The 19767-nt window shown below is 27.9% G+C and carries 20 protein-coding genes; all 20 read left to right on the forward strand.

Features of this window, described 5'->3' with window-relative positions; translation table 11 throughout:
- Positions 1 to 126: 126 nt before the first annotated feature.
- The 20 genes from BTM21_RS04085 to secF all read left to right on the forward strand — a co-directional run bounded on the left by BTM21_RS04085 (position 127) and on the right by secF (position 19689).
- On the forward strand, positions 127 to 3879 hold the full coding sequence (locus BTM21_RS04085; protein WP_021875992.1) for an Ig-like domain-containing protein: 3753 nt from the start codon (positions 127 to 129) through the stop codon (positions 3877 to 3879).
- Positions 3880 to 3951: 72 nt separating this feature from the next.
- Complete coding sequence (locus BTM21_RS04090; protein ID WP_021875991.1) at positions 3952 to 4176, forward strand: hypothetical protein; 225 nt, start codon at positions 3952 to 3954, stop codon at positions 4174 to 4176.
- A 115-nt stretch (positions 4177 to 4291) separates the two neighbouring features.
- Positions 4292 to 4903, forward strand: coding sequence for a DNA-3-methyladenine glycosylase (locus BTM21_RS04095; protein WP_021875990.1), 612 nt, complete (start codon positions 4292 to 4294; stop codon positions 4901 to 4903).
- 83 nt (positions 4904 to 4986) lie between these two features.
- A complete protein-coding gene (locus BTM21_RS04100; RefSeq protein WP_021875989.1) occupies positions 4987 to 5349 on the forward strand; it encodes a hypothetical protein in 363 nt (120 codons plus the stop codon).
- Between the two features lie 411 nt (positions 5350 to 5760).
- The gene (locus tag BTM21_RS04105) at positions 5761 to 6630 is read left to right on the forward strand and encodes a DegV family protein (protein ID WP_096145349.1); all 870 of its coding nucleotides are present in this window, start codon (positions 5761 to 5763) and stop codon (positions 6628 to 6630) included.
- Between the two features lie 75 nt (positions 6631 to 6705).
- Positions 6706 to 7074, forward strand: coding sequence for a TetR/AcrR family transcriptional regulator (locus tag BTM21_RS14120; protein WP_341429539.1), 369 nt, complete (start codon positions 6706 to 6708; stop codon positions 7072 to 7074).
- Positions 7075 to 7118: 44 nt separating this feature from the next.
- The gene (locus BTM21_RS14125; RefSeq protein WP_341429540.1) at positions 7119 to 7304 is read left to right on the forward strand and encodes a hypothetical protein; all 186 of its coding nucleotides are present in this window, start codon (positions 7119 to 7121) and stop codon (positions 7302 to 7304) included.
- Between the two features lie 209 nt (positions 7305 to 7513).
- A complete protein-coding gene (locus tag BTM21_RS04115) occupies positions 7514 to 9607 on the forward strand; it encodes an efflux RND transporter permease subunit (RefSeq protein WP_079481448.1) in 2094 nt (697 codons plus the stop codon).
- A 5-nt stretch (positions 9608 to 9612) separates the two neighbouring features.
- Positions 9613 to 9759 (forward strand): hypothetical protein, encoded by a 147-nt coding sequence (locus BTM21_RS13650; RefSeq protein WP_161493122.1) that lies wholly within the window; start codon positions 9613 to 9615, stop codon positions 9757 to 9759.
- A gap of 317 nt (positions 9760 to 10076) precedes the next feature.
- Positions 10077 to 11327, forward strand: coding sequence for a hypothetical protein (locus tag BTM21_RS04120; protein ID WP_096145350.1), 1251 nt, complete (start codon positions 10077 to 10079; stop codon positions 11325 to 11327).
- A 102-nt stretch (positions 11328 to 11429) separates the two neighbouring features.
- On the forward strand, positions 11430 to 12044 hold the full coding sequence (locus BTM21_RS04125; RefSeq protein ID WP_021875984.1) for a hypothetical protein: 615 nt from the start codon (positions 11430 to 11432) through the stop codon (positions 12042 to 12044).
- Between the two features lie 88 nt (positions 12045 to 12132).
- Complete coding sequence (locus BTM21_RS04130; RefSeq protein WP_096145351.1) at positions 12133 to 12540, forward strand: hypothetical protein; 408 nt, start codon at positions 12133 to 12135, stop codon at positions 12538 to 12540.
- Between the two features lie 167 nt (positions 12541 to 12707).
- Positions 12708 to 13313 (forward strand): Holliday junction branch migration protein RuvA, encoded by a 606-nt coding sequence (ruvA, locus tag BTM21_RS04135; protein ID WP_021875982.1) that lies wholly within the window; start codon positions 12708 to 12710, stop codon positions 13311 to 13313.
- Between the two features lie 10 nt (positions 13314 to 13323).
- Positions 13324 to 14352 (forward strand): Holliday junction branch migration DNA helicase RuvB, encoded by a 1029-nt coding sequence (gene ruvB, locus BTM21_RS04140; protein ID WP_021875981.1) that lies wholly within the window; start codon positions 13324 to 13326, stop codon positions 14350 to 14352.
- 31 nt (positions 14353 to 14383) lie between these two features.
- Positions 14384 to 15409: a tRNA preQ1(34) S-adenosylmethionine ribosyltransferase-isomerase QueA gene (queA, locus tag BTM21_RS04145; RefSeq protein WP_021875980.1), complete on the forward strand. Its 1026-nt coding sequence runs from the start codon at positions 14384 to 14386 to the stop codon at positions 15407 to 15409.
- Positions 15410 to 15456: 47 nt separating this feature from the next.
- Positions 15457 to 16599, forward strand: coding sequence for a tRNA guanosine(34) transglycosylase Tgt (tgt, locus tag BTM21_RS04150; protein WP_021875979.1), 1143 nt, complete (start codon positions 15457 to 15459; stop codon positions 16597 to 16599).
- Between the two features lie 99 nt (positions 16600 to 16698).
- Positions 16699 to 16971, forward strand: a complete 273-nt coding sequence (gene yajC / locus BTM21_RS04155; protein ID WP_096145352.1) for a preprotein translocase subunit YajC — start codon at positions 16699 to 16701, stop codon at positions 16969 to 16971.
- A 52-nt stretch (positions 16972 to 17023) separates the two neighbouring features.
- Complete coding sequence (locus BTM21_RS04160) at positions 17024 to 17392, forward strand: TIGR04086 family membrane protein (RefSeq protein WP_021875977.1); 369 nt, start codon at positions 17024 to 17026, stop codon at positions 17390 to 17392.
- Positions 17393 to 17555: 163 nt separating this feature from the next.
- Complete coding sequence (gene secD / locus BTM21_RS04165; protein ID WP_079481446.1) at positions 17556 to 18824, forward strand: protein translocase subunit SecD; 1269 nt, start codon at positions 17556 to 17558, stop codon at positions 18822 to 18824.
- Positions 18817 to 19689, forward strand: coding sequence for a protein translocase subunit SecF (secF, locus tag BTM21_RS04170; protein WP_079481445.1), 873 nt, complete (start codon positions 18817 to 18819; stop codon positions 19687 to 19689). Before secD ends, secF begins: the two co-directional genes overlap by 8 nt.
- Positions 19690 to 19767 lie beyond the last annotated feature (78 nt).

Here is a 19767-nt window from a genome sequence, read left to right on the forward strand (position 1 = left end):
CTTTATTTATTATGAAAACGTTAAACTAAAATGTTGTATTATGTTTAAATATGGTATATAATGTAGAAGAAAGATAACATTTACATAAGTAAACCGATTTAAACTTATAAATTTAGGAGGGACATTATGAAGAAAACATCTAAGAACTTTTTTAAAATATTAGTTTCTAACATAGCACTAATATTTTCAGTAAATTTATTTTTACCTACAATAGAAGTATTAGCTGATGTTAAAGTAGAAGAAAATATTATTGTTAATAGTGAGTATAATGACAATAATAATGATGGAAAACCAGAAGATTGGAATTATTATGCTAATGGAGGAAATTACATATCTTCAGTTGTATCAAATACAATTAAAGAAAAGCCTACTAGTTTATTACTAGATATTACAAAGCAAGATAAAAATACGGTAATAGTTCACCAAACTGTAAAATTATCTGAAAATTCATTAGATAAAAAATATTCTTTTTCACAATGGTTAAAAACTGAAGACTTAAATGGGGGTATAGCTAATATAAGATTGCAAATTGTAAATAAAAGTAATAAAAAGATAGATATATTAGAATTAACTCCAAAGTTAACAGGAACAAGTGACTGGACTAAATTAGAGACTCAATTAGATATTCCTAAAAAGTTAAATGGAGAAGAGGTTTATGGAATAAAAATTGAGAATTACATATCTTCAAATACAACAGGAAAGGTTTATTTTAATGCACCAACATTAAAAGCAATAGGAGATCTTAATAACACTCAAGTAAAAGCCACAATAGCTTCAGTAGATACTTTAGTTAAAAATGGTGGATATGAAAATGTAAAAAGTGATGGAGTTCCAGAAAGTTGGGGAGTCTGGAAAAGTACTGGAGGATTAGAAGTTTCCACAGATAAAAATATTTTTAAAGATGGGAAAACTTCTGTAAAGATAGAAAATGAAATTCCAGGAAGAAGTTCAAGAGGAATATTAAATCAAACTATTAAAAATATACCTCAAGAAATGCAAAAGCAATCAGTAAAGATTTCACAATGGATAAAAACAGAAGGTTTTAAAGGTAAAGGGTTAAGCTTAAGATTACAATATAAAGATACAAGTGGAAATAAAGTTGAACCTATGAGTATAGTTACTATAGATGCAACTGAAAATATGGATTGGACTAACTTTGAATATGTTATAGATTTACCACAAGAAATATTAGGTAATATAATATTTGAATATCTATACGATGATAGTGAAGGAAAAGTTTGGATTGATAATACTACCGTTGAACAATATATTAAAGTAAAAAGTATTATAGCAAATCCATCTATGATAAAATTAAATTCTTCAGAGAGTAAGAATATAAATTTAGAATTTAACCCAGTTAATGCTACTAATAAAAATGTGAAGTTTGAAACTTCAGATTCAGCTATTGTAGTAGTTGATGGAAATGGAAGTGTACAAGCTGTAAATAAAGGAATAGCTAAAATAACAGTTATACAAGAAAAAGAAAATATTAAAATTGAAATTCCTGTATTAGTAGGAGATACAGATATAATTAAAATAAAAAAAATAGATGACATAAACATAAAGCAAAGTGAAGTAGCTAGTGGAATTATAGAAGCTAAATCTATAAATGGAGATAAGCTTAGTTATGAGTTATTAGCTAATCCAGCAAATGGTACTGTTAATTTAAAAGAAACAGGAAACTTTGATTATTATCCTAATAAAAACTTTTATGGAACAGATAGTTTTACAATAGCTATTAAAGATGAAAAAGAAAACTATGGACTATTACAAATTAATGTAAACGTTAATAAATTAAACGGAAGTCCTATATTTGATAATTTTATTATAAAGACTAATGAAAATACTAAGGTTTCAAAAGAGTTAATAGCTAAAGATCCAGAAGGTGAAAGTTTAACATTTAAAATTTTAAAAGATACTAAAAATGGAAAATTTACTATAAAAAATGGGGAGTATGAATATACACCAAATAATAATTTTAATGGTTATGATTTTGTACAAGTAATAGCTAAAGATAGTTATGGAAATGAGACTTTAGCAGAGGGAACAATATTTGTTTCACCATCACTAGATAATATAAAAGCTTTAGTTAAAAGTGAACACCCAAGACTTTTGGCTGAAAAGTCAGATTTTGATAGAATAAAAAAACTTATAAAAACAGATAAGAATGCAAAAGATTGGTATAGTAAGTTAAAGATAAAAGTAGATAAAATAATTAATAATCCAGTGGTTCCATATAATAAGACAGATGGAGTAAGATTAGATACATTAGCATCTAAAAATATAGTAGACTTAGCTTTTATGTATCAAATTACTGGAGATACTAAGTATGCAGATAGGGCTTGGTTAGAGCTTGAAAATGTATCTGTAAATTATCCAGATTGGAGTAATCAACATTTATTAGATACTGCAATGACATCAAATGGAGTAGCTATAGGTTATGACTGGTTATATGATTATTTAAATGATAATCAAAAAAATATAATAGAGAACGCCATAGTAAATAAATCATTAAAAATAGCTTTAGAGCATTACACTAAAAATAATCATCACTTTGTAGAAGATGGATTTAATTGGAATTTTGTGTGCAATACAGGATTTTCAACTTCAGCATTAGCAATAGTTGGTGGGAATAATACAGACCTTGCAACACAAATAATACAAGAAGCTTTTAAATCAATACAACATGGATTGCCACAATATGCACCAGAAGGAGCTTCGATAGAAGGAATTTCCTATTGGGATTATGGAACAAGATATCTTGTTTATTTCTTATCTGCTGTAAGTTCATCAATTAAAGGTGATAATCCATTTATAAAAGCACCAGGAATTAAATATACGGCTGAATATCCTATTTTTATGACAGGTAAAGCAGGAACGTATAATTATTCAGATAATGATTTAGTAAATCCAATAGGATATTTAAATCTTTGGTTTGCTAAAGAATTAAATAGACCAGAATTGACTTGGTATCATAAGTATTATATGGAACAAAAGGATTCCAATGTAAACGTTTATGATTTGTTGTGGTATGATCCAAGTTTATATACAGGAGATATTCCTAAAGAATTAGATAAATCATATAAAAATCAATCTGTAATAACTATGAGAGAAGACTGGACAAGTAAATCAACTAGCTTTTTAGGATTTAAAGGTGGGTTAAATGGAGCACCACATGGAGATTTAGATATAGGTAGCTTTGTATATGATTCATTAGGCATAAGATGGGCTATGGATTTAGGTAAAGAAAATTATAACCTTCCAGGATATTGGGATAAGGGTTCCAATGGTGAGAGATGGACATACTATAGAAAAAAAGCAGAAGGACATAACACTTTAGTTATAAATCCTTCAAAAGATTTAGACCAAGCTGTTCCTGCATACGCACCAATAATTGATATGAAGCTTAATAACAAAAATGGTGGTTATGGAATATTAGATTTAACAGAGGCATATGAAAAAGATGCTATAAAAATAAATAGAGGATTTAATTTTATAAATAGAGATGAATTATTAATGAGAGATGAATTCCTATTAAAACAAGAAGGGGAAGTTATTTGGCAAATGCATACAAAAGCAGAGCCAGAATTGATTGAAGGTGGAAAGGCTGTTATTTTAAAGGATGGAGATAAAAGATTATATGTTAAGTTATTAGAACAAAATAATTTAGTATTTGAAGTAGTAGATGCAAAACCTTATGCAAAATCAATAAATCCAACTGGACAAAATGAAAATATAGGAATAAAAAAACTAATAGTAAAAGCTAAATCTAAAGAAGGTAATATAAATGTTTGGATGGCTCCATTTATGCAAAATGAACAAATTCCAAAGAATTCTCCAGAAGTAAAACCATTATCTAATTGGGGAGAATATTATTAAAAAAGAAGTAATAATATAGATATACTCATCATATAAGTATTATATAAATAATAGAAATGGTGGGATTAGAAAATGGGATGGCAAGAAAGGGTTAATGAGCAAAAAGAAAAGATATTAAAAAATATAGAGTATGGGAAAAGTATAGGAGTAAATAAGATATCAGCTATATTTATGTTAGATGATAAAGAAAAGGATAAGATAGAAAAAGAACTTATTACTTGGCTTATACTAGATGGGTACAGGGTTGAACTTAAACAAGATGAAGTTAAAATTTTGGTTATAGAATGGAATAATTAGTAAGAAGGTCCACAGTTTTATTTTACTGTGGATTTTCTTATTCATTTAATTTAGTATTAAATTTATAAGTTTGTTTATACTTTATAATATAAAATCTAAATAAGTGGTGAAATATATGATATTAAGTAAAGAATTTTATAGTGATAATGCATTAGAATTATCAAAAAAACTTTTAGGAAAAATTTTAGTTAGAGAAATAGATGGAATAAAAATAAAAAGTAGAATAGTTGAAACAGAAGCGTATATTGGAGCTATAGATAAGGCTAGTCATGCGTATAATGGAAGAAGGACTGAGCGAACAGAACCTTTATACGCTGAAGGTGGAATAGCTTATGTTTATTTTATATATGGAATGTATCATTGTTTTAATGTTATAACTGGTAAAAAGGATGTGGCTGAAGGAGTATTAATCAGGGCAGTAGAACCATTAGATAACTTTGAGTATTTATCTAATATTAGATTTAAAAAAAATTACGAAGAATTAAATAAAACACAAAGAAAAAATTTAACTAATGGTCCATCTAAGCTTTGTATGGCATTAAATATAAATAAAAATGAAAATTATAAAAGATTATATGTAAAAGAAGATTTATACATAGAAGATTCAGATTATAAGGATTTTGAAATAATTGAAACTAAGAGAGTGGGTATTGATTATGCAGAAGAAGCTATCCATTTTCCCTGGAGGTTTTATATTAAAGATAATCCATATATATCAGTTAAATAACCAATGGAAAATATAAACTGGTATATTTAAGTATAAAGATTAAAAAACTATTTTTAATTGCTATATTTAAAGGAGGAGTATATGTGAAAATAAAAAGAATAACTTTAGCAGTTTTAATTTTCATAATCATAGGGTCTATACCAGTATATGCAGCACCATGTAAATCAGCAGTTATGATTGGCGAAATATTGGAAGTTCAAAATAATGAAGAAGAAAAGACTATAAAATTATTAGTAGATGGCTATATTAAAGGTCAGGAAATTTCAAAAGAACAAGTATTAATTTTAGTAAATGAAGAAACGGTAGTTATGGATTCTTCTAACGATACTAAAGAAAAAATTGAATTCGAAAAAGGTGACAAGGTTTACATAAGATTAAGTGAGGCTATGACAAAATCAATTCCACCTCAATCAGTAGCAAAAAGGATATATATTTCAAAGAAATAGGGTAATAAAAGAGTTGTATAATTAATATGACTCTTTTATTATTATGGAATTAAATCTCACTTTATAGTAAAATATTACTAAAATACAATAAATAGGAGGTGTTGATACTAATAGTAAATGGTGCTTTGGGAGTAGGAAAAACATCAGTTGCTAAATAATTAGTTTAAAATTTTATTAATAATAACCAATAAACATTTAAAGCTATATGAAGGAAGAGATTTTGATGATATTAAAAAGAAATATATAAAATTAATATTTGAAATAAAAAACCATTAATTAAATTAAAACTTTAAAAATTTAAAATTAGGATGTATAATTAAAAATCATAATAATATCATTAAATATTTAATTAATTTAAATATAATAGGGAAATTATAATGTTAATAACTATTTAAAGGAGAGGTATAGAATATGAGAACAGTAATAGTTACAGACTCTTGTTGCGATTTACCAATAGAATTTGTTAAAGAAAATAATATAGAGGTTTTACCAATAAGAGTTAACTTAAAAGGTGAAGATATACCTGATGATTTAGGACAAACTATAAAGTATAGAGAATTTTATGATATGATTAGGGCTGGAGAGTTACCTACAACATCACAAATAAATTCATATGCCTTTAAAGAAGTTTTTAAAAAACATATTGATAATGGTGAATCTGTTATATACGTAGGATTTTCATCAGCATTAAGCGGATGTGTAAATAGTGCTAAACTAGCTAAAGAAATGTTGGAAGAAGAATGTGGAGAAGTTAATGTAGATATAATAGATTATAAAAGTGCTTCATTAGGTTTAGGACTTATAGTTTATTATTTATCTAATTTACTTAACAGTGGCTCAAGTAAAGAAGCGGCAGTTAAGTGGGTTGAAGAAAATAAATTAAAAGTTAATCATTGGTTTACAGTAGATGATTTAAACCATCTAAAAAGAGGAGGGCGTGTATCAGCAGCAGCAGCTACAGTTGGAACTGTTTTAAATATAAAACCTATTTTACATGTTGACGACGAAGGAAGATTAATACCTGTATCTAAAGTAAAAGGAAGAAAGAAATCATTAAAGGTATTAGCAGAAAAATTAAAGGAAAAAATAATTGATAGTGAAAATCAAGTTATATTTATAAGTCATGGAGATTGTGAAGAAGATGCTATTTATTTAAAAGATATAATATTGAGCAGTAATTCTGTTAAAGATATAGTAATAAATAATATTGGACCAGCTGTAGGATCTCACTCAGGCCCAGGAACAGTTGCACTATTTTTTATAAGTGATAATAGATATTAATTAAAATTTTTAATAGTGGCTATGTTTGACAATAGATAAAATAATTTTTATCATATTCTTAGGAGTGTGAGTACCATGGGAAAAGTCGAAGAGAAAAAAAGAAAAAAAGAAGAGATGTTATTTAATACAGCATTTAATTTATTTTCAACAAAAGGTATAAATAATACAGCTATAAGTGATATTGTTAAATCAGCAGGGGTAGGAAAAGGTACATTTTACTTATATTTTAAAGATAAATATGATATAAGAGATAAATTAGTTACAAAAAAAACAGGAGAATTATTTGAAAAGGCTACAATAGAATTAAAACTAAATAATATAAATGATTTTGATAAACAAGTAATTTTTGTAATTGATTATATAATAGACCAATTAAATAAAGATAAACTTCTTTTAAAAATGATTGCTCGTAACTTATCCTGGGGAATATATAAAAAGCTTTAGATAAAGCAAGTGAAAAAAACAGTTATAGCTACTATGATTTATTTATGGAAAATGCAAAAGAAAAGAATATTAAGTTTAAAAATCCGGAAGTGTTGTTATTTACCATTGTAGAAATGGTTGGCTCAACTTGTTATAATTCGATATTATATGAACAACCAGTTCCTATAAAGGAGTTAAAACCTCATCTATATGAAAGTATTTTAGCTATATTAGCGGCAGGAAGAATTTAATATTTAAATAAAAGATATAAAGGTTAACATAAAAGTTAATTTTTATATCTTTTTTATTTTTATTAATTAATAATTTAAAAGAAAACAAATGTAAAAGTTTTCAAAATAATGTATTGGAAAATTATTAAAATAATATTGACCGATGGTCATAAAAGTGTTAAGGTAAAAATATACAAATGACCAATAGTCAATAAATGGGGGTGAATAGAATGTATAAATTCGGAAAGTTTATAGGTAAAAACAGAATAATAGTACTTATAATAGCTGTACTATTAACTATTCCATCAATATTTGGAATGGTAGCTACAAAAACTAATTATGATATGCTGACATATTTACCTAAGGATTTAGAATCAGTAGAAGGACAAAAAATTATAGATAATTCTTTTGGATCATCAGAAATAGCTATGCTTGTTCTAGAGAATGTAAAAGATTATGAAGTGTCAGATATCGTAAAAGAAATTGAAGAATTGGATGGTGTAGATTCAGTAATTTGGTTAAGAGATTTAGTTGATTTAGAGATTCCTAAAGAAATGTTACCAAAGGATATTTTGGATATGGTATATAGAGATGAGTGTACATTAGTTCCAATAAATCTTTCAGAATCTTCAGCAGATGATAAAACATTAAAAGCTATAGGAGATATAAGAAGTATAGCAGAGGAGCATACAGGAAAATATCATTTAAGTGGTATAGCACCATTACTTAAGGATATGATTCAAGTTGCAGATCATGAAAGAGGTTTTTATGTATTGTTAGCAGTAATTTTAGCAGTAATAGTACTTATTTTAACTTCAACATCTTTTATAATACCAATATTATTTCTTTTAGGAATTGGATTTGCTGTAATTTATAATATGGGAACAAATTATTTTTTGGGAGAAATATCTTATATAACAAAAGCTATTGCAGCAGTACTTCAATTAGGGGTAACAATGGATTTCTCTATATTTTTATTTCATCGTTATGAGGAGGAAAGAGAGAAGGGGATTGATAAATTGGAAGCTATGGCAATAGCTATAGCAAATACAGCAAGCTCTGTATCAGGAGCAGCCTTTACAACAATAGCAGGATTTTTAGCTTTAGTATTTATGAAGCTTGGTTTAGGTAAAGATATAGGGATAGTAATGGCTAAAGGAGTTTTATTTGGTATTATATCGACAATTACAATATTACCATCATTAATAATAATTTCAGATCCGATTATTAATAAATTTAAACACAAAGAAATAATACCTAAGTTTGATAAGTTAGCAAAAACAGTTACTAAAAGACCAATACTATTTATAATTATAGCAATAATTATAGCTATACCAGCTATTTATGGGCAACAACATACTAAAGTTTATTACAATGTTGATAGAGGACTACCACAAGATATGCCATCAATAGTAGCATTGAATCATTTGAAAGAAACCTATGATATGCAAACAACAGATTTTATAGGAGTTAAAGATGATTTATCAATTAATGAAGTTAATGAGATGGTTAGTAAAATAGAAAATGTAGCTGGAGTAACTACGGTTCTTGCATATACTAAAGTTGTAGGACCTATGGTGCCATTGGATGCTATACCAGATAAAGACAAAGAGGTGTTTTTTGGAAATGGTTATCAACGTATTTTTGTTAATTCATCTTATTCAAATGCATCTGATGAAGTATCTAAACAGTTAGAAGAGATAGATAATATAGTCAAGGAATATGATGAAGATGGTTTTATAACAGGGGAAGCACCTCTTACAAAAGATTTAATTACTATATCAGATATTGATTTTGAAAATGTAAATATTATATCAATATTGGTTGTATTTATAATAATAGCAATTGTATTACAATCTATAAGTTTACCTATTATATTAGTTGCAGAAATACAACTAGCAATATTTATAAATATGGGGATACCAACATATACACATACAGTCATACCATTTGTATCCTCAATTGTAATTGGATGTATTCAATTAGGATCAACAGTTGACTATGCAATATTGCTTACTACTAGATTTAAAGAAGAACTTCAATATACAACTGATAAAAGAAAGGCTATGGAGAAAGCCCTTTCATCTTCAGGAAAATCAATAGTAACTAGTGCTGCATCATTTTTTGCAGCAACTATAGGAGTTGTATTTATATCTAAGATAGATTTAATTAGTTCATTAACATCTATGATGGCAAGAGGAGCCATAATAAGCATGTTAGTTATATTGTTTATATTACCAGCTATATTGCTTGTTTTAGAGCCGGTTATAAATAAGACTACTTATAATTGGAAAAAAACTAATAATATTCAGGAGGAGAAGTAATTAAAATGAAGAGTAGGAATAAAAGAATAGCATGTATAAGTGCAATTGCTTTAGCAACATCTTTAGCTTATAACGGTACAGTAGCATTTGCAGGAACTAAAAATGAAGTTGTATTTATTACAATGGATTCTAATGGTGATACTAAAATATAACGGTAAGTAATCATATTGAATCAGATGGAAAAAAAGAAATAAAGGATAAGAGTTCTCTTGAAAATATTACAAACCTAAAAGGAAAAGAAAGTCCTATTAAAGATGGAGAATCATTAACTTGGAAGACAAATGGGGATGATGTATATTATCAAGGAACTATAAAAAAGGATTTACCAGTAGATACTAATATTAAGTATTATTTAAATGATAAAGAGGTTAAGGGGGAAGAGTTAGCTGGTAAAACAGGTAAATTAAAAATACAAATTCAACAAAAAAATAATATATCACAAGTTAAAAATATAGATGGGCAAAATAGATTGATATATACACCATTTTATTCTTTGGTAGCATTACCTTTTGAAACAGATTATATAAAGAATATAAAAGTTAGTGATGGTGGTAAATTAATAAGTGATGGTAAAAGAGAAGTAGCTTTTGGAGTTCTATTACCTGGAATGAAAGAAAACTTAAAAGATGTAGAAGATGTAGATATCTATGATTCTTTAGAGATAGAAGGAGATATAGAAAATTTTAAGATGTCATCAATATATATTAATACATCATCAAAACTTCCAGATATTAAAAATATAGATGGAATAGGGGATTTAAGTAATATGACATCTGATTTAGAGAGATTAGTAGATGCAAGTAAAAAATTAGTAGATGGTTCAAATGCTTTAGCTAATGGAGTTACAACTTATTCAGAGAAAATGCAAGAGTACCAAGGGGGAGTTACAACATTTATGAGTGGAGTTGAAACTGTTATGAATAGTTTAGATAAAGCTGGTGAGGGAGTAACAAAGCTACATGATGGAACAAATTCATTAGCAGAAAATGCAGGAGTTTTTGTAGGAAAAGGAAATGAACTTATTGCAGGTGCACAAACACAAGCAGAAGCTATTGGGAAAGTAAATCAAGCTTTAGGAGCAATTGCAGCAACTTTACCAGATGGACAACAAAAACAAATGCTTTTAGGATTGCAAGGAAAAGTTACAGAGTTATCTAATGGCTCTAATATTTATGTAAAAGGTATAACAGATTATGTAGGAGCTGCAGGTCAATTAAAACAAGGAATAGATATGGTAAATGGTGGGGCTTGTGAACTTTATAATGGATTTTCAGCAGTTGGTAATGGAAAGTCTCAATTAAATGAAGGTAAAAATAAATTAGAGGGAGCAACTAGTGCATTAGTTTCAGCTTCAGGCCAATTAAAAGAAGGGGCAGATACATTAAAGGATGGAATGTTGAAATTTAACAATGAAGGAATAATGAAATTATATAATACTGTAAATGAAAAAGTAGATGAAGTAAAAAAAATACAAGATATAGAAAAAGAAGTAGTAGGTATGGCAGATGAATATGATACTTTTAGTGGTAATGACTCAGAAAATACTAGTAAGGTATCATTTGTATGTAAAACAGAAGCTATAGAAAAGAAAGTAGATAAAAAAGATACAGATAAATCAGAGAATCATAAAGAAACAAGTAGTTTAAATAAAGAAGTATGTAAAGTAAAATCAATAAAGCCATCAGTATTAGAGTTAGTTTTAAATATAATAAAAAAATAGATATTAAAAGTAAGGGATAATTTTAAAATTATTCCTTATTTTATTGTATAGAATGATTAAAAAAACAAAAAAATGGAAAACATATTACTAAGGAGTGATAATATGGAAGAGAAAAAGAAAGTTAATAAAAAAAAGATGGGTATAGTAGTTTCAGCTATAACTATATTAGCAATATGTTTTTGTGTAAGTTATTTTATTACAGATTATATGAGAAATCCTAATAGAGAGAGAGTAGAAGTAACAAATGAAGAGGAAAAAACAGTATATAATCAAGTAAGTAAAGTTATAAAAGATAATGCTACAATTATATTAAAAACAGGTGATAAAATAGATACTGAGGAGCAAATGACAGCATTAAAAGAGAGGTTAAATTTAACTGGTGATATAACAAAAGAAATATTATCAGAAGAACTAGCAAAACAAGGCTATAAAATAGAAGAAATGTCTGATTTAAAGTACACTTTTTTAAGAGCAGAAGAAGATTCTAATAAAGTAGAACCAAATAAGTTCTTTATAGGAGAAAAGGATGGCTTTTTAGCTGTATATAAAAGCGATGAAAATGGAAAATTGACTATAACAGCTGAAAAGGATGTATTTAGAGATAATAAAAGAGTTAAAGATTTACCAGAAAGAGAACAAGATAAAATTAAAAACTTTCAATTTATATATGACTCTAGAGAAAAAGCTATTGAGGACATAACTGAATTAATATCATAATAAATAATCATAGAATAACAAATTTCAAATAAGGGGATAAATAAAATATACACAAAAGTATTAGCTTTAAATTTAGGAGGTATTTTTTATGAATATAAGCCCTTATTATGATTATTTATTAGTTATGACAGATGGAAGTACAAAAGGATTTAATGATTTAGAAATTGCTAAGGGTTATATAAATATTTATTATGAAAACAGAATAAAGAAATATTCTCAAAAAGAAAATTATCATGATATAACAGAGCTTCCTGGTCAATTTAGAAATAGTCTTTGTCAACATATGGGTGTAGGTGAAGGCGAATGTAGAGTATATAATCTACAAGATTTTATAGGGAAGTTAAGAGAAGAATTGATTTTTGATGATGAAAAACAAGAGGTAATTTCTAAACTACTAAAAAAAGATATAGATTTAAATATTTATGATTATGAATTAGATAAAATTTTAACTGATGTTGAAGTTATAAATATGATTGAACCTTATGGTGAAGTTTAATCTTTAAAGAGATGAACTAATGAAAGAAAAGGATAGAAAATTTAAAATTTCTATCCTTATTTATATTTATCTTAGTTAATTCATTTACTATAATGGAGTGTTGAATTATTTAGTTTATAGTGATAAAGTATAAGTTAGGTTTATTATGCATTGTGGAGGTATTTAGTATGTATGAATATATAAAAGGTAAATATATGGGAATAAATAAGGATTATATTATTGTTGAAAATAATGGAATAGGTTATAAAATTTTCACATCTGGTGCTACAATGTCCTCCATGCCTAAAGTTGGGGAAGATATAATGTTATATCTTGAACAAATAGTAAGGGAAGATTTTTTAGGTCTTTATGGATTTGATTCTAGAGAAGAATTAGATATGTTTAAAATGTTATTAAGTATAAATGGTGTTGGAGCAAAAGCAGCTCTATCATTGTTATCTATAAGCAGAATAAATAATTTAAAATATGCAATTATGATGGGAGACGATAAACACTTATGTAGAGCTCCAGGAATAGGTAAGAAAACAGCAGGAAGAATTATTTTAGAATTAAAAGATAAATTGAAACCAGATGAATTAGTTGATGACATAGAAAATGAAGTAAATGGAGAAGATAAAGATTTATACAATGTAAATGCAGTTACAGAAGCGTTAGGAGCTTTACTTGCTTTAGGATACTCAGAAAAAGAAGCAGAAAATGCTATTAAGAAAGTAAATAAAAACGATACAGTTGAGAATATAATAAAAAATTGTTTAAAAGCTTTAATGGGATAGAGGTGAAGTTATGGAAAGAATAATAACACCAGAAGAACTTTTAGAGGATGGTAGTGGTTTAAGTTTAAGACCACAGACGATTAATGAATATATAGGTCAAGATAAAGTCAAAGAAAGATTAAATATATTCATAAAGGCAGCACAAAATAGAAATGAAGCATTAGATCATGTTCTTTTATATGGACCACCTGGACTTGGAAAAACTACTTTAGCTAATATAATAGCTAAAGAAATGGGTGGAGAACTTAAGATAACTTCAGGACCTGCAATAGAAAGGGCTGGAGATTTAGCAGCTATATTAACTACATTAAAAGATAATGATGTATTGTTTATAGATGAAATACATAGATTAAATAGAAATGTAGAGGAAATACTATATCCTGCAATGGAAGATTATGTTTTAGATATAGTAATTGGTAAAGGAGCAGCAGCAAAGTCTATAAGATTAGATTTACCTAAGTTTACATTGATTGGAGCAACTACTAGAATTGGTATGTTAACATCTCCACTTAGAGACAGGTTTGGAGTGCTTTGTGATATGCAGTATTATACAGAAGAACAATTAAAAGATATAATAATAAGATCTGCCTTTGTTTTAAATTGTGATATTACAGAAGAAGGAGCTTATGAACTTGCAAGAAGATCAAGAGGAACGCCAAGAATCGCCAATAGGTTATTAAAAAGAGTAAGAGATTATGCTGAGGTTTATTCAGATTCTTTAATAAGCTTTAAAGAGGCAAAAGCAGCTTTAGAACTTTTAGAGGTAGATAGTAAAGGATTTGATAGAGTTGATAATAAGATATTAGAAGCTATAATCGATAATTTTAACGGGGGACCAGTAGGGATAGAAACATTATCCTATTTTATTGGAGAAGAGCTTGGAACTATTGAAGATGTATATGAGCCTTATTTACTTCAAACAGGATTTATAGTAAGAACAGCAAGAGGTAGAATGGCTACAGATAAAGCATATGAACATTTAGGGAAAAATAGAAAAAATAAAAAAGTGCCAGGAGCACAACAAACATTTTTTAAATAGATATTGTACGTAAGAAGTTAGGAGAGTAAATATGAAAGTTAGTGATTTTGATTTTTATCTACCAGAGGAGCTTATTGCTCAACATCCATTAGAAAAAAGAGATTCTTCAAGATTAATGGTTTTAGATAGAAAAACAGGAAAAGTAGAACATAAACATTTTCATGATATAATTGAATATTTAAATGAAGGTGATACGCTTGTTTTAAATAATACTAGGGTATTACCTGCAAGACTTATAGGAGAAAAGCAGGGTACAGGTGGAAAAATAGAATTTCTTCTTCTAAAAAGAATAGAGGGAGATAAATGGGAATGCTTAGCTAAACCAGGAAAAAGAGCTAAAATAGGTCAAAAATTTGTATTTGGAGAAGGTAAGCTTACTTGTGAGGTTGTAGATATTATTGAAGAAGGAAACAGAATAATTGAGTTTTCTTATGAAGGAATCTTTGAACAAGTTTTAGATGAACTTGGGGAAATGCCATTACCGCCATATATAACTGAAAGATTAGAAGATAGAGAAAGATATCAAACAGTTTATTCTAAAGAAAAAGGATCGGCAGCAGCACCAACGGCAGGATTACATTTTACAGAAGATTTATTAAAGCAAATTAAAGCTAAGGGTATTAATATAGCTTACTTAACTTTACATGTTGGACTAGGTACATTTAGACCAGTAAAAGCTGAGACTATAGATGATCATATAATGCATTCTGAATATTATTTACTAGATGAAGAAGATGCTAAGATAATAAATGAAACTAAAAAAAGAGGAAACAGAGTTATTTCTGTAGGTACAACCTCAACAAGGACGTTAGAAACAATTGCTGATGAAAATGGATTTGTAAAAGCACAAAGTGGATGGACTAATATTTTCATATATCCAGGTTACAAATTTAAGGTTGTTGACAATTTAATTACTAATTTTCATCTGCCAGAGTCAACATTAATAATGTTAGTATCAGCTTTAGCAGGGAAAGAAAATGTTATGAATGCTTATAAGGAAGCAGTGGAGGAAAAATATAGATTCTTTTCCTTTGGTGATTCCATGTTTATAAAATAAATTAGAAATTTAAGACTTACTAGCGAAAAAGGAAGTGGGATTTATTAATGAGTAAGAAAAGATATACATTACTGAAAAAAGATGGAGCAGCAAGAAGAGGAAGATTTGAAACACCACATGGAACAATAGAAACACCAGTTTTCATGAATGTAGGTACTTGTGCTGTTATAAAAGGTGCAGTTTCAACTATGGATTTAAAGGAAATAGGTTGTCAAGTTGAATTATCGAATACATATCATCTTCATTTAAGACCATCAGATAAAGTTGTAGCTAAGCTTGGTGGATTACATGAATTTATGAATTGGGATAGACCTATACTTACAGATTCAGGTGGATTCCAAGTATTCTCATTATCAGGAATGAGAAAAATAAAAGAAGAGGGCGTTTATTTCTCATCTCACATAGATGGAAGAAAAATATTCATGGGACCAGAAGAAAGTATGCAAATTCAAAGTAATCTTGCGTCAACTATAGCTATGGCATTTGATGAATGTATTCCAAATCCATCAACAAGAGAGTATGTAGAAAAGTCAGTTGCTAGAACAACAAGATGGCTTGAAAGATGTAAAGTAGAAATGGATAGATTAAATTCTCTTGATGATACAATAAATAAGGAACAAATGCTTTTTGGTATAAACCAAGGAGGTTGTTATGAAGATATAAGAATTGAACATGCTAAAACAATAACTAAAATGGATTTAGATGGATATGCAATTGGTGGATTAGCAGTTGGAGAAACTCATGAGGAAATGTATAGAATTATAGATGCTGTAGTACCATATCTTCCAGAAGATAAGCCAATTTACTTAATGGGAGTTGGAACACCTGAAAATATTTTAGAAGCTGTTGATAGAGGTGTTGATTTCTTCGATTGTGTTTTACCAGCGAGAAATGGAAGACATGGTCATGTGTTTACTAAGAATGGTAAAATAAATCTTATGAATGCAAAATTTGAATTAGACACAAGACCTATAGATGAAGGATGTCAATGTCCAGCATGTAGAAGTTATACAAGAGCTTACATAAGACATTTATTTAAAGCGAAAGAAATGCTAGCTATGAGATTATGTGTTCTTCATAACCTTTATTTCTATAATAAATTAATGGAAGATATAAGGGCAGCAATTGATGGAGGGTATTATAAAGAATTTAAAGAACAAAAGATTAAAGAGTGGAACACTAAAGCTTAAAAGTAAAACATATTCTTTTAAATAGTTGACAATACTATATAAATGGAGTATATTACTTTATACGAAGGATAGTTCATAAAAATAAGGGAGGGAATTAATATGAATTTTCTTATAACATTAATGCCAATAATTTTAATGTTTGGACTTATGTATTTATTACTTATATTACCTGAAAAGAAAATAAATAAGAAATATAACCAAATGTTAACAGAACTAAAGAAGAATGATGAAATTATGACAAGAGGTGGAATTATCGGTAAGATAATAATAATAGAAGAAAACAATGTCATAATAGAAACAAGTGCTGAAAGAACAAAAATTAAAATTTCTAAAACTGGAATTGCAACAAAATTAAATAAAGACGAAGAATAAGAATATTACCCCTTGATATATCATAAGATTAAATATCAGGGGGTGATTTTATATGGAGTGGAAAAGTTACTTTAGAAGTATCTTAAAGGGTGTAGTAGGAGCATTAATCATAACTATTTTAATTACATCAATCCTTTCTTTAATAATGACTAAAGTTACGTTTAGTGAAGGCGTATTTAATATTATTTACGTTGTAATTTCTTGTGTTGCTTTAGTTATTGGAAGTATTATGGGAGCTAAAGCTCATGGAAGTAAAGGATGGTTAGTTGGATTAGGAGTTGGTATTATATTTTACATAGCATTATACATAATAGGCGTTATCTGCGGTGCTGAAGCTGGTCTTGCTATGTATGATTTAATAAAATTCTCTTTATGTGTTTTAATTGGTACCTTATCAGGAATGCTTGGAATCAACCTTTAAGATTAAAAAAAACTTCAACATTTGTTGAGGTTTTTTTTATGTTAAAAATTTGTAACAATTTAGAAAAATTAGCGTTATAATTCAAAAAATTAGCAATTTATATTGATATTACTTAACATAAGTAATATAATTTAGAGTGAAAACGAAACAGAGGGGGAAAAACATGAAAGCAAAAGGCAAAAGTAAAAGCAAAAGCTCAATAATACTTGTACTCTGTGTCATTGCTATATTTTCTTTAGCATTTGCAGGCTTTAAGGGTTTTAAAGTAGCGGGATGGGAGTTTAAGTCATTCGATAAGGTTATAACCAAGGGGTTAGATTTGCAAGGCGGTGTTTCTGTATTAATGGAAATACAAGAAGAAAATATTTCTAGAGATGACCTTGAAAAAACAAGACAATTGTTAGAGTTAAGAGTTAATAAACTTGGAGTAGCAGAAACTACTGTAGCAACAGAAGGGGACAAGAGAATAAGAGTTGATATTCCAGGAAAGTTTGACTCAAATGAAATCGTTGATAGCTTAGGCAAAACAGGAAACTTAACATTTAAAGATCCAGAAGGAAATGTGGTTTTAACAGGAAAAGATGTTAAAGAAGCTACAGCTATGTTAGATAATCAAACTAATAAACCTGTAGTATCATTAAAGTTAAATGAAGATGGGCAAAAGAAGTTTGCTGATGCAACTTCAAAAAATATAGGGAAACAAATATCTATATCAATGGATGAAGAAGTAATTTCTAGTCCTAAAGTTCAAAATGCTATAACAGACGGAAATGCAATTATAACAGGAAGTTCAACAATAGATGAAGCAAAGAATTTATCAGGACTTATAAATTCAGGGGCATTGCCAGTATCAATTAAAGCAGTATCAGTTAAAAATGTTGGAGCACAACTTGGTGCAGAAGCACTTCCAAATGCTATGAAAGCTGGTGTTGTTGGTATAGCTTTAATATTTATTTTTATGATAGTTTATTATAGACTTCCAGGATTGTTATCAAGTATAGCATTAACGCTATATATAACTTTAGTTCTTTTAATATTTGTAGAAGTTGGTGCAACGTTAACATTACCAGGTATAGCAGGCTTCTTACTTACAATAGGTATGGCAGTTGATGCGAATGTTCTTATATTTGAAAGAATAAGAGAAGAATTAGCAAAGGGTATCAGTATTAAAAGTGCTGTTAAAAAAGGATTTGAAAATGCATTATCATCAATAGTAGATTCAAATATAACTACAATTATAGCAGCTCTAGTTTTATATTTTATAGGATCAGGGGCAGTAAAAGGATTTGCAGTAACACTTATGATAGGTATATTAGTAAGTATGTTTACAGCTTTAGTAGTTACAAAACTTTTAGTAAACTTAGCAGTTGAAATGGGCCTTTTAAAAGATACTAGACAATTTAGAGTAAAGAGGGGGGCTAAGAATGCTTAAAATAGTAGAAAAAAGTAAGCTTTGGTTCTCAATTTCATTAGTAGTAATTTTAATAGGGTTAGGCTTTATGTTTACAAGAGGTCTTAATTTTGGAATAGATTTTAAAGGTGGAACTAAAGTAACAATAGAGTTAGGGGAAAACTTTAATAAGACTGAAGTTGATGAAATTGTAAAAAAATATGCAGATGATGCAGTAACAAATGAAGTTGATAAAACTCAATATGAAATAAAGTCAAAGGATTTAGATACTTCTAAAGTTGCAGAACTTTTTAAAGAAATAAAAGAAAAGTACAATTTAGAAGATAAGGCATTATTATCACAAGATGAAATTGGAGCATCTATAGGTAAAGAGTTGACAAGAAACTCAATTGTTGCATTACTTATAGCTTGTGGAGCGATGCTTGTTTATATAGCATTTAGATTTCAAATGAATTATGGTATAGCAGCGCTATTGGCATTATTACACGATCTTCTAATTACAATAAGTGTATTTGCTATATTTGATATACCAGTAAACACACCATTTATTGCAGCTATTTTAACAATTATAGGTTACTCAATAAATGATACTATAGTAATATTTGATAGAATCAGAGAAAATTCTAAAAATATGAGAAGAGCATCTTCTATAGAAATTGCTGATAAGAGTTTAACTCAAACATTAGCAAGATCAATTAATACAACATTAACAACATTATTTGTAATTGCAGCAGTTAATGTATTTGTACCTACAGTTAGAGAATTTTCATTCCCATTACTTGTTGGTATAGCAGTAGGAGCATATTCTTCAATATTTATAGCTTCACCACTTTGGGTTCTATTAAATGATAGAACAGCTAAGAAAAAGGAAGTTAAAGCAGTATAATAATTGTATAATATACTATATATGTAAACCTTCAAAAATTTTTGAAGGTTTATTGCTTTTTTCGTAGAAAACATTTGT

The organism is Clostridium chauvoei, assembly GCF_002327185.1.
Lineage (GTDB): Bacteria > Bacillota > Clostridia > Clostridiales > Clostridiaceae > Clostridium > Clostridium chauvoei.